The sequence below is a fragment of the Deltaproteobacteria bacterium genome (genome assembly GCA_017302835.1).
Classification (GTDB): Bacteria; Bdellovibrionota; Bdellovibrionia; order Bdellovibrionales; family Bdellovibrionaceae; genus UBA2316.
Window position 1 is genome coordinate 1 of sequence record JAFLCC010000009.1, and the last position, 14682, is coordinate 14682.

The 14682-nt window shown below is 36.4% G+C and carries 11 protein-coding genes; 7 read left to right on the plus strand and 4 right to left on the minus strand.

All coding sequences use genetic code 11. From position 1 onward, the window contains the following. Positions 1-627 precede the first annotated feature (627 nt). Complete coding sequence (locus J0M15_10980; protein ID MBN8537566.1) at positions 628-2034, plus strand: SUMF1/EgtB/PvdO family nonheme iron enzyme; 1407 nt, start codon at positions 628-630, stop codon at positions 2032-2034. Positions 2035-2049: 15 nt separating this feature from the next. Here J0M15_10980 and J0M15_10985 read toward each other — a convergent pair whose 3' ends face one another. Both J0M15_10985 and lpxD read right to left on the minus strand, forming a co-directional pair. Beyond that, positions 2050-2424 carry a hypothetical protein gene (locus tag J0M15_10985; GenBank protein MBN8537567.1) on the minus strand — a complete coding sequence of 125 codons (375 nt, stop codon included), beginning with the start codon at positions 2422-2424 and terminating at the stop codon, positions 2050-2052. Beyond that, a complete protein-coding gene (gene lpxD, locus J0M15_10990) occupies positions 2421-3485 on the minus strand; it encodes a UDP-3-O-(3-hydroxymyristoyl)glucosamine N-acyltransferase (protein MBN8537568.1) in 1065 nt (354 codons plus the stop codon). Before lpxD ends, J0M15_10985 begins: the two co-directional genes overlap by 4 nt. Before the next feature lie 117 nt (positions 3486-3602). Between lpxD and J0M15_10995 the strand changes: the two genes are divergently transcribed. From J0M15_10995 to J0M15_11005, 3 genes are all read left to right on the plus strand, one after another. Continuing rightward, positions 3603-4322 carry a hypothetical protein gene (locus J0M15_10995; protein MBN8537569.1) on the plus strand — a complete coding sequence of 240 codons (720 nt, stop codon included), beginning with the start codon at positions 3603-3605 and terminating at the stop codon, positions 4320-4322. A gap of 83 nt (positions 4323-4405) precedes the next feature. Further along, the gene (gene infA / locus J0M15_11000) at positions 4406-4624 is read left to right on the plus strand and encodes a translation initiation factor IF-1 (protein ID MBN8537570.1); all 219 of its coding nucleotides are present in this window, start codon (positions 4406-4408) and stop codon (positions 4622-4624) included. A 33-nt stretch (positions 4625-4657) separates the two neighbouring features. After that, complete coding sequence (locus J0M15_11005) at positions 4658-7132, plus strand: RNA-binding transcriptional accessory protein (protein ID MBN8537571.1); 2475 nt, start codon at positions 4658-4660, stop codon at positions 7130-7132. A gap of 169 nt (positions 7133-7301) precedes the next feature. On the opposite strand, the gene J0M15_11010 is transcribed toward J0M15_11005, so the two are convergent. After that, on the minus strand, positions 7302-8081 hold the full coding sequence (locus J0M15_11010; protein MBN8537572.1) for an HAD-IIB family hydrolase: 780 nt from the start codon (positions 8079-8081) through the stop codon (positions 7302-7304). 202 nt (positions 8082-8283) lie between these two features. On the opposite strand from J0M15_11010, the gene topA reads away from it, so the two are divergent. Further along, complete coding sequence (gene topA / locus J0M15_11015) at positions 8284-11019, plus strand: type I DNA topoisomerase (GenBank protein ID MBN8537573.1); 2736 nt, start codon at positions 8284-8286, stop codon at positions 11017-11019. A 27-nt stretch (positions 11020-11046) separates the two neighbouring features. Here the strand turns inward: topA and J0M15_11020 are convergent, their stop codons facing one another. Continuing rightward, entirely contained in the window at positions 11047-11358 is a 312-nt protein-coding gene (locus tag J0M15_11020; protein ID MBN8537574.1) for a hypothetical protein, read from the minus strand. Between the two features lie 187 nt (positions 11359-11545). On the opposite strand from J0M15_11020, the gene J0M15_11025 reads away from it, so the two are divergent. Continuing rightward, a complete protein-coding gene (locus J0M15_11025) occupies positions 11546-12415 on the plus strand; it encodes a hypothetical protein (GenBank protein ID MBN8537575.1) in 870 nt (289 codons plus the stop codon). A gap of 232 nt (positions 12416-12647) precedes the next feature. Next, entirely contained in the window at positions 12648-14669 is a 2022-nt protein-coding gene (locus J0M15_11030; GenBank protein MBN8537576.1) for a carboxy terminal-processing peptidase, read from the plus strand. Positions 14670-14682 lie beyond the last annotated feature (13 nt).

Here is a 14682-nt window from a genome sequence, read left to right on the forward strand (position 1 = left end):
ACATGGAGTATTTTAAGCTTAAAATAATGCAAAAAGTTGGCTACCTAAACAGCCGTTTTGCCCTGCAATGGAAGTATGACCCTGAATCCAATTAAACCCCTATCCCCACAAAAAGAAGAAAGAGGCACGTACCTGTTTAGGCTTCGTACATGTGACAATCATGGCCGTCAAAAGTCATCTTATACATTATTTTTTTGATAATTGTTGAGCATTATTCTTCCAATTTAATGATCATAAGCCCATAAATTTGGCACTGTTTTGGCATACCCCTAGGAGGACCCATCATTCTGGAGTAAAAAAATGCCTACCTTTTCTAAATATTTTACTTTGCCAATTATTTCAAAACTTCCCGTTCTGATAATCGTCTTAAGCTTTGTATCGACTTCTTTTTCTGAATCTACTAGAGGCTGTAAATTTTATTATAGCCAAGAAAACGCTCATTCATCGGTAGGTTCTAGAATCAAGGACGCACTTTTGAGAAGTCCTGAATCACATCTTGAATATCTAATATCTAATGTTCTTTCAGCCGAGGTATAGGCCCTAACTGACGAGTACAAGAAAATTATTGAAGTTATTGGCAAAGAAGGTAAGGAGAATAAAGTATCTTATGCATTGAAATCGATTCCAATGGTTTTATCGAGATTTAAAAAAGTTGCTGATGAAACACAAAAAGAATTGGAAAAAAAAGTAGAGGATAGCAAAAGAATTAAAACACTCTCTGAGGAGCTCGGAAGATGTCAAGAAAATTTAGGTACTTGTAGTGCCATCTTAAGAACAGCGTTGACTTCAGCCGAAAAACATAAAGCGGCGGCATCCAATCTCTCGATAAAATTAATGGCTAAAGCTAAAGAAATACTTAACCTTCTTGAGGAAAATTCAGAATTAACTAAGAATTTTCCCGATGTCGTAGTGGCATCTTTAAGAGAGGCTCAAATTCAATTTTCTGAAATGATTCTTACGTATCACAGAAACATTGAGGCTGCTGGTAAAATTTTTAGTGAGATGGAAGATAGTTTAAGATCACTTTCTCCTGAATTAGCTGTGGCGGAAACTCGATTAGGATTTCTGCAGGCACAGGGAGCTGCGCTAAAAGGTGCACTTGAAAACCCCGACACTGATGATGCAAATTATGGTGGGAAAAATCAAAATGAATTGAATCCATCTGGAAATTTCATGGTAACAATGGACAGTCCTGAGGTTAATGGCGGCCTTGTTAAGTTTTTTAAAAGAGTTTTTAAGGGAAACCAGCCTTCAGCGTTTAATCCTTCGTTTGTAAGTGTACGAGTTAACAAAACATTTAGAATGGTTGCGGGTGACCGTCAGGTTACTGTGACCCTTACAAAACCTTTTGAGATTATGTCAATTCCGACAACTCGAGGTATGTGGAAAAAAGTTGCAGATTTAACAAATGAATATATGAGTATTGAAAAAAGAAGTGAATTTAATCTGGACCCTAAAAATTTTGTAAATAGGGATGATGAGCGACTTCCAGTCACAAATCATTCAGAATTGGAGATCTTTGGCTGGTTAGAAGCTCTAAACACTTTATCTTCAATGAACAATAAAAATATTCAAAGTGAGCTTTCATCGGCATTTCCAAATCATTATTTCGGGAAAAAATATCGATTACCGACAGTCGCGGAATGGGAATATGTTGCAAGAAACGAAGGTAATTTAGATTACAATGAATTTAACCAGCTATATTCAGGAAAAAAAATTAGATCTATCGGTTCATTTGGATGGACTTGGAGGGGTCATTTGGCCAAAACAAAGCTTAATCCGGTAGGTCTTTTGAATCCAACTTTTGTAAAAGGACAGCCAGTGTATGATTTGTTCGGAAATATTAGTGAAGCGACTTACAATCACTTCGGTCAGGGCGAGGTTTCTAACCTGCGACCTTTCGAAAAAGTCGTTCTTAAAGGATTTGACTCTCCTGATTTTTATCAAATTAAAGATCAATATTACAACAGTTGGAATGGCCTGTTGTTTGGATTTCGATTAGCTAGCGATATCCCACAGACCCCTAATCCTTAGAACAGAAATCTAGGACTAAAATAATTTATTCACAGCTAAAATAGAGCCAATCAGTGGTAAGGAAATAATAATCAGATAAGTAATCAAGGTGCTCAGTTTTTTTCTTTTAATAAGTGCTGCCATGCCGCCAGCAATGAGCCAAAGAGCTATTTTTACGTAAATCCATCCTGGAAAGTCTGATAAATAACCTAATCTGGCAGCCAATCCAAAGCCAGAAATAAGAACTAAGGTCAAACCTATTCCATGACCCATGCTAAACTTTTTGGTCATATTTTTTGTTAAATCAGTTTCTGATGTCACAAAATAACGAAGCGAAAAACTCCCAATAAGAGAAGTGAAGGTTAAAATTAAGGCGCAGAAATGTAAAACTTTGTAGAATTCGTAGGTCATTTGGTTTCCTCTATTTTTTCGGTAAGATTTAAATGTTTATAAATACTTGAGATTGTTTTTCGCATTTCAACGAGCTTGCCAATGCTTGAAATTGTTTTTAATGCGTCTTTGAGCTTTTGTAAAGGGTATCCTCCATATTGACCCGGTTCTGTGATATCCTTCGTGACTGTCGATCTTCCAGCCAAGGTCACATTGGGACAGATCTTAATATGAGTTGAAACGACGCTGTTGCCTCCGGAAGTAAAGTTATCACCTAAGGCTGAGGAGCCTGCGACAAAAAAACCTGCGGCAATTAATGAGTTTTCTCCGATAGTACAATTGTGCGCGATATGACAGAGGTTATCGATTTTGGTTCCTTTTTTTATCAGAGTTCTCGAAAGGGTGGCTCTGTCAAAACAGCAATTGGCCCCAATCTCCACGTTGTCTTCGATGATCACTTTTCCCAGCTGAGGAATTTTGTGATGCTGGTAATTCCTATCAGTAGTATATCCAAAGCCATCGGACCCAACAGTTGTGTGTGGGTGAATCTCGCAGTTAGAGCCAATTTCACACTGAGAACCCAAAAAGACAAAACCATGCAAGATACTGCTCGAGCCAACTTTTGAATCGCTTTCAATAATACAATGAGCGCCAATGATGACATTCTCTTTGATGATGACATTGTTGCCGATGACAGAGTAAGGGCCAATTTTACAATTTTTCCCAAGCTGAGCTGATTCAGAAATGACAGCTGTTGAGTGGATCGAAAAATTAAATCTTTCTAACTTGCTGTCAAACAGCGGGAGGACTAGGCGCATGCTGTCTTTAAGATTATTTACGGAGAATAAAGTAAAGGGATAAACTTTTTCATTTTGAATCAAGGTTTTTGTGGCAATAACGACGCTTGCTTTTTCTTTGATACAGCTTTGTAAGTGCTCATCTTTTGAAATAAAAACCAAGGTGTTTTTAGCTATATTTTCTGGAATAGAAACCCCAGAGATGAGTCCACTTTTTGGACCCGATACATATATTAAATTTTGGGGATCGAGATTGATAAGTTCAGTCAGTTGGATGATGTTCATTTCATAAAATCCTTTTATGCTATTGCTCTGCAGTAAACTAATTTAAAATAGTTACAAGTACTTACAAGCTAGTATAGTGAAAGTCATTGATAACTGCAATAAAGGAGGATGCTGTTAATGGCCAAAAAAGCATCAAAAGTAAAAAAAGTATTAAAAGTCAAAAAAATAAATCAAAGCGTTGGAGCTAAATCGAGCTCCATAAAAACAAAAAATCCTCAAAAAGGGACAGTGAAAGGTGTTGGTAATTCAAAATCTGTAAAAAGCGCGAAGGTTTCTAAGAAGCCTGGTGCTAACCTTCAGACTGGAAAAATGGCTTCTTCACCTAAAACTTCAAAGGGAAAAACGGAGTCTGTTTCTTTTAAAGCGGACAAGGATTTGGTGACTCAAGTTAAAGATAAAAAACTTAAAAAAGTTCTTAAAAAAGATACTAAAGATACGATTAAGAGTTTGGATAAGGAAAATCTTCCCGCCAGTTCCGTCGTTGAACAAAAAGTAAATTCTGACAAATCAAGTCTTTTAAAAATTGGCAAAGTAGAAAAAGTCAAAACAGAAAAAGTCAAAACAGAAAAAGTTAAAAAAATTGTAGAGCCTAAAAAGCCTAAGCTTACAAAGTTAGAAAAGGCCGAGATTGATCAAAATGCAAAATGGGCTGATTTGTTTGAAAAATTTAAGGCAGTCAAGCCTGTGGATTACAATATGAGAGACGTGTTTGAGTCCAATCAGCCATTAATGCACAAGATTTTAGGGTGGGGATGGATTTTATCAAGTGAAAATGACAGGCTTGAAGTTTTATTTAAAGACGGAAAGAAAATACTGATAAGTAATTATAAATCTTAATATTCATTCTGGTAATAATTATATTTTTGCCAGAATAAAAAAGGTTGTTGCAATTCAACGAGAACTCACCTAGAAAATAATCAATGGCAAAAGATGATTTAGCACAAGTAGACGGAAGAGTTATGGATGCCTTAGCTGGCGGAATTTATAAAATCTTATTAGATAATAAGGTTGAGATTTCTGCGAAGTTGTGTGGCAAAATGAGAAGGTTTAACATTCGAGTTGTTGTTGGGGACAGAGTTACGGTTGGGGTTTCTCCCTATGACCCAACACATGGTTTAATCATGTACCGGCATAAATAATAATTATTTTACAATTACATTTTTGAGGAGATTATGGATCAAGCTCTCCAGGGATATTTCGCAAAATTTTTACCAACAATAAGTTTAAAATCCGCATCGGCCGTTTTAGAATTAACGGCTGAAGGTGGTACCGTTCCCTTTATCGCAAGATATAGAAAGGAAAAAACTGGAAATTTGGATGAAGTCCAAATACGGAGCATTATTGAGGCCAGTGAAACTTGCCAAGAGGTTATCAAAAGAAAAGCTTTTTTGATTAAGGAAATTGGAGATCAGGGCAATCTAACTGAAGAAATTAAAAAAAGAATTGAAATTTCGTGGGATCTTGGAGAGCTAGAAGAAATCTATAGACCCTTTAAAAAGAAAAAGAAAACAAAAGCAACGATTGCCAGAGAAGCAGGGCTAGACCCATTAGCAAATTGGCTTTGGGAAGTGGGACATGGGATCATTCAGGATAGTTTGACTATGGAAATGAAAGCCAAGGCTTTTATAAATCCAAGTCAAAAAATTCAAACTTATGAAGACGCCCTCAAGGGAGCTCAGGATATTCTTGTTGAAAAAATTGCCAATGATGCTGATTTAAGAATCCAAGTGCAAAAGAATTATTTTGATTTAGGAAAAATTATTTCAAAATCTGCCAAAGGGTATAAACCTCATTCTAAATACGAAATGTATAAGGAGTTTGAAGAATTTGTAAAAAGTTTATTGGAAACCAAAAATTCACATAGATACATGGCAATGAGAAGGGGCTGGCAAGAGGAAGAGCTAAGTTTAGATATAAAGGGTGAAGATGAACTCTTGTTAAAAAAATATGTTTCCTTTTCTACCAACAATCCGGAAGCGCCTATTGGCGATTTCTTGGCCAATTGTGCAAAGGTCGCTCTTAATGTCTATGTGATTCCATCAATCACCAATGAAGTTCATCGGGCTTTGAAAGAAAAATCTGATGAGGATTCGATTAAGGTGTTTGCTGAAAATGTAAGAAAATTACTATTGAGTTCACCATTTGGCTCAAGATGTGTCTTAGGTGTAGATCCAGGCCTCAGAACTGGATGTAAGGTAGCACTAATTGATAAAAGTGGGACATTTATTTCTCATACAGTTCTCTATACTTTGGGTGAGGATGCAGAATCTAAAGCCAAGAAATTATTTTCTGAAGTTCTAAAGCAAATTCAAATTGATGCCATCGCTGTTGGAAATGGGACTGCGGGTAGACAGACAGAAGCTTTTTTGCGAAAAATTTTATTAGAATTAGGAAAAAATATCCCCGTTATCATGGTTAATGAATCGGGGGCGTCAGTTTACTCTGCATCTGAAGTTGCAAGACAGGAATTTCCAGATTTGGATGTGACCGTTAAAGGGGCAATTAGTATTGCCAGAAGATTACAAGATCCATTAGCTGAGCTAGTAAAAGTAGATCCAAAATCAATTGGCGTTGGTCAATATCAACATGATGTAAATCAAACTCATCTGAAGAAATCCTTGGATGCGGTTGTGGAATCCTGTGTGAATGCAGTTGGAGTGGATCTAAATACGGCCTCTGCGCCATTGCTTTCATTTGTTTCAGGGATTGGCCCCTCATTGGCGCAAAATATTGTTGAGCACAGGAAAACCAAGGGCCTTTTTTCTGACCGTTCTGAATTGTTAAAAGTGACCAAGTTCTCTTCCAAAGTTTATGAGCAGGCTGCCGGATTTTTAAGAATCATGGGTGGAAAGATTTTGTTAGACGCTACAGGAATTCATCCTGAAAGATATGCGGCCATCAAGGATATGGCTCAGGATATGAATGTTTCTACAGGTGATCTTATTGGAGAGGGCGCAAAGAAACTTTTAGAGCATCGAACGAAGTGGGCCAAACTAGTTGGGGAATACACTTTTGATGATATCGTTAAGGAATTAGAAAAACCAGGACGAGATCCAAGGGATCCCTTTAAAGTTTTTCAATACAGGGATGATATTTTTGAAGTTAAAGATTTAAAAGAAGACATGATATGTCCAGGAATTGTAACAAACGTGACTAATTTTGGTGCCTTTGTTGATATTGGGGTTCATCAAGATGGACTTGTTCATATTTCAGAGCTTTCTCATAAGTTTATTGAAGATCCAAGGAAGGTTGTAAATCCGGGGGATCAAGTCAAAGTTCGTGTGCTAAAAATCGATGTTGAAAAAAATCAAATTGCTTTAACTATGAAATTAGAGGCACCTTCTGCTGAAGTTAGATTCGAGAGACAGACATCGGTGAAACCAATGGCCAAAATGATGCCTAAACCAATGAATAAGCCCGTACCTAACCCCATGGTTAAGACTCAGGCAAATAGGCCGAGCCCGTCATCAAGCTCTCAAGTAAATAATGTTCATAAGAAAGACCAAGTCGCGAATAAATATGAACCAAGAAATGAAAAATCCCAAGCAGGTGGTGGAAGCTATCAAAATAAAAATGTTAACGCTGGAAAGCCAGCGCAGAAACCATTTAACAATCCATTTGCAGCTTTGACTCAATTAAAAAAATAAAATTAAGGAGAATCTATGATTACAAAGATAAAGACACATAAAAAAAGAAATAAAAGTGCTAAGCACAAGGCAAAACGAATCTCTAAAAAGAAGAAAATGATCAAGAAAAGACAGAAAAAATAACAATTCGAACTCGCATTAAAGGTTTTTTTTTGAATGGGGAGAGATTTTACTTATTTTTAATTAGCACCTTTGCAATTTCTGAAAAACCAAGACCACCTTTTTTTTCTGATAGATAGTTCGGGTGGTTTTTTATTTGATTGAGAAATTCTTTTATATTACTGACGGCAAAAGAGTTTTCAAAATATTCAAACATGGGCTCATCATTGGGAGAATCCCCGACGAAGGCACAAATATCTTGGATTTTTTTGGAAGAAGTTAGTGAATACTCATTTTTTAAAAATTTTAAAGCCATCTTTAGCTTATTAAACTCACCAAACCAACCGTTTATATGGATGCTGCTAGCTTTAGCAGTGGCTCCGTGTTTTTCAAAAATCGAAATGATGGATGCTATATTTTTTTTTGTTAAAGGTTTTACGTCTTCACAAAAATCGATAGCCAAATCATGCATTCGACAAAATTGATCAGAAGAAACTGCAGATCCAGGAACTTTTTTTAAAATTTCATTTTTAATCTTTTTTAACTTTTTGAGATGAATTTCTGAAGCGGCTTGTGAGTTAAAGTAAACGCGCTTCATTTTGCCATCTTGATGACTAAAATAAAAAGCTCCGTTTTCGCCGATCACTCCCTTTACAGGCCAAAATCGAGCTATCATTTCACACCATCCCGCTGGTCGACCTGTTATGGGAATAATATCGATTTTTTTTTCCTGCAATCTCCAGAGGGCTTGATAACTTTCAGAATTTAATTTTCCATTTAAGGTAAGAGTGTCATCAATATCCGTAAACAAAATCGAAATACTTTTTTTAAATTCAAAAATGGATTTCATAAATTGAGTGTAGAAAATAGGAGGATTAATTGAAAGGAATATGTTTAAATTAATGAGCTAGTTTTAGAGCTGAAATTTTTTTGAAGCTAGGCAAAGAGCTAGGCAAAGAGCTAGGAATTGAAGCGCAAGGTCAAATTTAGAACTTGCGTCAAGTGAATAAGATTTTTAACTTAGGTCAACGTCGATAAGGGGTCTTAACAGAATGGTTCAATCAAAATCAGAGTCTAAAAGTGGTATTAAACTTGTTATTGTTGAATCTCCGACAAAAGCAAAAACAATAAGAAAGTTTTTAGGTAAAGATTATATTGTTGAATCATGTATGGGACATATTAGAGATCTTCCTCAATCATCCAAAGATATTCCTGAAAAATTTAAAAAAGAAAAATGGGCCCAATTGGGTGTCAATGTGGATAAAAATTTTGAGCCTCTTTACTGTGTTCCTAAAGATAAAATCAAGGTGGTAAAAAACTTAAAGGACAAATTAGCAGAGGCCAACGAGCTATTTCTAGCAACGGATGAAGATAGAGAGGGAGAAAGTATATCCTGGCATTTAGTTGAGGTTTTAAATCCAAAAGTGCCAACAAAAAGAATGGTCTTTAATGAAATCACCAAAGAAGCTATTCAAAAATCTTTAAAAGAAACGCGTAAGATCGATTTTAATTTAGTGAAGGCGCAGGAAGCTCGGCGTGTGTTGGATCGACTTGTGGGATATACGATATCGCCGTTACTATGGAAAAAAGTGGCTTATGGACTGTCGGCGGGAAGAGTTCAGTCTGTTGCTGTACGCTTGATCGTGGAAAAAGAGTTAGATCGAATCAAATTTAAAAAGTCAGAATATTGGGGTGTTCGGGCCGAATTAGAAAAGAATGGAATTTCTTTTGAGAGCAAACTAGCCGAATATAAAAATCAAAAAGTAGCTATAGGTAAAGACTTTGATGGTCTTACTGGAAAACTTATTGAAAATAAAAATGTTATTGTTATCGATGAAGCCAAAGCTAAAGAGATTACAATTCAATCAAAAAACTTGCCTTGGATCGTCAATGAAATTGAGGAAAAACCAGTCTTAAGAAAACCATCTGCGCCTTTCATCACTTCGACATTGCAGCAAGAGGCAAATAGAAAACTAGGTTTGAGCTCCAGAGAAACGATGCAAGTGGCTCAGAAGCTTTATGAGCAAGGGTTTATTACCTATATGAGAACAGATTCTCCCTTTCTTTCTCAAGAGGCAATTCTAGCAGCTCGAGATTGCATTTTAAAAAAATATGGTAAGGAGTATTTGCCAGAAGGGCCTCGGGTTTATGATGCAAAAAAATCTAAAGGAGCTCAAGAAGCCCACGAGGCCATAAGGCCCGCGGGTTCCCAATTTGTTGACCCTGAAGCCTCAGAATTGACGGGCTCGCAATTTAAACTTTATGAACTCATTTGGATGAGGACCATGGCTTCACAAATGGTGGATTGTCGTCAGAAACAAGTTTCAAGTAAAATCAAAGCTGGTGAAGCTCTTTTTTCAGCCTCAGGGATGACGATTGATTTTCCTGGGTTTCTTCGGGCTTATGTCGAGGGATCAGATGATCCAGAGGCTGAATTATTAGAAAGAGAAGTTCGTCTTCCCAAATTGCTTAAAGGCGACAATCTAAAATTACTTCAAGCAGAAGTCACTTTTCACGAGACGAAACCTCCCGCAAGATTTACGGAGGCCAGCTTGGTTCAGACAATGGAAAAAGAGGGAATTGGTCGGCCGTCAACCTATGCAAGTGTTATCGGTACTATTATTGACCGTGGTTACGTCAAAAAAATGCTCAATGCTCTTTATCCTACTTTTACAGCCATGGTCGTATCAAAACTTTTAAAAAACTATTTTCCTGAATATGTGGACTTGGGTTTTACCTCTGGGATGGAAGCTTCGCTTGATAATATTGCTGGTGGAGATTTAGATCGGGAACAATATTTAAAGGAAGTATATTTTGGAAATAAAGGTTTAAAGCATCAGGTTGAAGATCAATCAGAAAAAATTGATCCAACAGAAGCGCGCACTATCAAACTAGAGGGAATGGATAAATTTACGTTTCATGTTGGAAGGTATGGTGCGTATTTAAGTACGAAAAGAGATGGCGAGGAATTTTCAGCCTCTTTGCCAGAAAGTGAATCCCCAGCCGATATCACCCCTGAAATGGCAGAAAAACTGATCGATCAAAAAATTAATGGGGCGGATAGTTTAGGCAAAGATCCAGTAACGGGTTTACCTATTTATGTTTTAAGTGGTCGATTTGGTCCCTATGTTCAGTTAGGAAATATTACTGAGGAAAATGATAAACCGAAAAGGGCCTCTTTGCCGCCAAATGTTTTGCCTGAAAACGTAACATTGCAAGTGGCTACAAGTTTGCTTTCTTTGCCAATAAATTTAGGTCCACATCCAGAAACAGGGAAAGATATAAAAGTAGGTTTAGGTCGATTTGGTCCCTATGTTGTTCATGATGGAGATTTTAGATCTATTCCAAAAGGCACGGATATGTTTCAAGTAGATATGAAACAGGCTCTTGAATTAGTTAATGCCCCCAAAAAGGGTCGAGGGGCCAATAAAACTCCTGTAAAATCCCTAGGTATACATCCTGTGACCAATGAAGAAGTGCAGATATTTAATGGCCCTTATGGTCCCTATTTTAAAGTCGGTAAAGTAAACGGTTCTTTGCCTGAAAACGTAGAAATAGAGAAAGCCACTCTGGAAATGGCCATTGAGGTTTTAAAAGATAAAGTAAAACCTCCAAAAGTGGTTAAGCCAAAGAAAGCATCTAAAGCTGAAAAAAGCCTTAAGGAAAATAAGGAAATTAATGGTTCCAAGGGCGCTAAAGTTTCCAAAGAGTCCAAGGTAATTAAAGAGTCTAAAGTGTCAAAAAAAGAGCTTCCAGCTAAAAAAATAATTATTAGAAAAAAAAAATAAGGTGAGTTCCTACCAGAACTCATTTGATTAGCTTCCTTTGCACCAGTCTTTGGGAACAAAGACTCGCCTTAAATCTGAAGGGCTATTTTGAGCAAAAACGGGTTTTCTTTTTATATTTGCAATTTTTTGAGCTTGGCTTTGGTTGAGCCAACCAAACTTAGCCGATTTCCTCACGGGCTCATAGTAAAAACATCGATTGAATTTGGACTCTTTAAAGAGTCTTTTCTTATTTGAATAGAGCTGGTTACCTAAAGCCATGGAGTTAGAGGAAATAAACAGAAAAACAAGAGAATAATTTAAGATATTTGATAAAGTTAAAAATCTCATAATTGATTTCATCGGTTGCCTCACTTTTTATAGTCATAGATTCAACAATAAGGCCAATGGATAAATAAGCAGTGAGTTAGCAATGGTTATGAGAATCAAATATAGAGATATGATAATTTTTTATGTCAAAAAAATAGACAGTCTCTAAAATCGTTAGTCATCTGTAAAAAACAACATAAATGTGCTATAAAACGTCCAGATGAAACGAGTCCAACTTGAGTTTAGTATCATAAAAGAACCAGAACAGGATAGAAACTATTCCAGGGGTGGAAGGAGTTTTTACTTTTTTGACTTTGATGACAATATCGCTTGCTTAATGACGCCACTCATTTTGTTTCATAAGGAAAGTGGAGTGGAAATACCACTTTCGAGTCAAGAGTGGGCGGCTGTTCATCACACCATCGGAAAAACGGGGAAGTATAAGAATTATGAAATTAGATTTTGTGATCAGTCCGGGACCTTTAAACATTTTCGAGATCACGAGGCCCATGAGCTTGAAAGGCTGGGCCATAACGATCAAATTTTTGTAAGGGATGTTGCGCAAATTTTAGGTTATGCCGATAATGAATGGAAGGGGCCCTCTTGGGAATGTTTTTATCATGCCTGTTTTAATCAACGTCCCATTTCTATAATCACGGCCAGAGGTCACCATCCAGAAACCATTGTTAAGGGAATAAAGAAATTTGTCGATTCTGGTTGGCTTCCTCAAGAGCCGAATTATTTAAGCATTTATCCTGTTTCTAATATCCAAATAAGAAAAGAGTTAGGTGATGATGATTTGGATTTATCTACGGCTGAGTTAAAACAAAGGGCTATTCGAAAAAGTGTAGAAAAGGCATTTGAGATCTATGGTTTTAATCCCCATCATCGATTTGGCATGAGTGATGATGATCCAAAAAATTTAGCTTTGATTATTTCTGAAATGACCAGTTTAAAGAAAACTTATCCTGAAATTTGTTTTTTTGTTATTGAAACTCAAAATGGACAATTCATTAAGCATGAGATTAATTGCGTGAATGCCGAGACCATTCCATTAAATGAAAAACAACTTACTTTGCCGGACCTGTGAAGTAATACCTGTGAAACAATAATCTAGATCAAATGATAAATTCTGACAATGGTCTTAACGAGAAGTTTTTAATATTTCTCTTTTGGATTATGTTTTATCCTGAAATTACTTTATTATCTATCAAGAATTAAGTAAATGATCCGACAGTGAATTGGTATATTTTTGAATATTAAAAGGGGATAAAATGAGGCGTCTGCTATCAATATGGATTGTTACCGTGTGTTTTTCGACGATGGTTTTGTCTCAAGTTGAAAAAGATTTAGAAAAAGATGATAAAAAAATACCAAGTCCTACGGGGCCTGCGAGTGGAGCCATCACTTTCCTAAAAAAAGAGGGTATGGAATGCCGATATATTCGAATGATTGAAGATGGTTTTCTAAAATATCATGTGACTTATAATAAAAGAGATAAAGAGTTAGAGAAAAGAGTTGTCGATCAACATATCAAAAAGTTAGATCCATCTAAAATTTATTTTACCCAAGAAGATTCTAATCTTGTCGCCGAATTAATGAAAAATGTATTTGATAAAACTAAGAATAATCAATGTGATTTTTTAGTTGAAGCGCAGAACTTACTTCTAAAAAAGGTAAAAGACAGAGCCGAGTTTGCCAAAAAATTTCTTGGAAAAGATTACAAGTTTGATGATAAAACTGAATTTGTTTATGATCCAGAACAAAAGAAATTCGCCAAAACAAATGATGAAGCTAACGAGTATTTAAAAAAATACATCCACTTTCAAGTTTCAAATTATTTATCAACGGATATGAAACTAGAAGAGGCTAAAGAGAAAGTTAAAAAGAATTATGACTTAGCAGTAAAGAGAATGCAGGAAACATCCTTGGATGATTTGTATTCTGGATTTCTGGATAGCTTTGCAAGATCCCTGGATCCACATTCGAGTTTCTTTTCGAAGGACGTTTTGGAAGATTTTCAAATCCAAATGAGTTTGTCTCTTGAAGGTATCGGCGCCACGCTTTCAAGTGAGAACGGCTTTACGGTTGTCGAGCAGTTAGTTCCTGGAGGTGCTGCAGCCAAATCGGGGTTGGTGGAGCCCCAAGATAAAATCATTGCCGTTGGTCAAGAAAAAGGTGACATGGATAATGTCATCGATATGGATTTAAAAGATGTTGTCAAAAAGATTCGCGGCACGAAAGGAACTAAAGTAAGACTTACGATTCTGAGAAAACAAGGTGATGGCAAAAAGAGGGTAGATATCACTTTGGTTAGGGACAAAGTGAATCTTGAAGATGATGCCGCTCAGATTCAATATTTAGATAAAGAAATAAATGGGCAAAAAAAGAAAATTGGTTTGCTCAATCTTCCTTCGTTTTATGCAGATTCAAAACGTGGGGGTAAGAGTGCTGCTGATGATATGAAGAAATTGCTTAAACAAGCTCGTGAAAATAAAGTAGATGGTTTAGTTCTGGATTTATCAATGAACGGTGGTGGCAGTTTAGATGACGCTGTTAATATTGCCGGACTTTTTTTTAAAACAGGAAATGTAGTTAAACAATCTTCTAAAGTAGAAGGAACGGAACAAGTATTAGATGATACGGATAAGATGGTTGATTGGGCAGGCCCCATGGTGGTGTTAACTTCTAGAATCAGTGCTTCGGCTTCAGAAATTGTGAGCGGGGCTTTGCAAGATTATAAACGGGCTGTGATTGTGGGTGGTGATCATACTTTTGGGAAAGGCTCTGTGCAGAGTGTGTTGCCTATTCCTGGGCAGTTGGGGGCTATCAAAGTGACGGTGGGGATGTTTTTTATTCCGGGTGGAAATTCAACCCAACATCGAGGGGTTTCTGCGGATGTGACTTTACCTGGTCCTTACAGCAATGATGAGATTGGTGAAAAATCATTAGATTACTCTCTTCCGCCAAAGAAAGTGGATCCCTTTATTTCAAAGGAAGCTTACGTGACCGAAGGTGAGGGTGCGTGGAAAGAAATAAAAGAAGAATGGATTAAATCTTTAAGAGAACAATCCCAGGCTCGAGTTGATAAAAATGCAGATTTTAAAAAAATTATTGAGGAATTAAAAAAAGTTAAAGAAAAAGGAAAAACAATAAAAGTTTCTGAAGTCTTAAAAGATAAAGATAAAAATGAAAAAGAGAAAAAAAAGAGCAAGAAAAGGTTGTCTAAAAACGAACGAAACAAAGAATACTTAAAAAGAGCCGACATCAACGAATCAGTACAGGTTCTTTTAGATTTGATTCAACTTGAAAATGGTAAGAATTTAACCCTAAATAGTAAATAGGTTTCGATTTTCA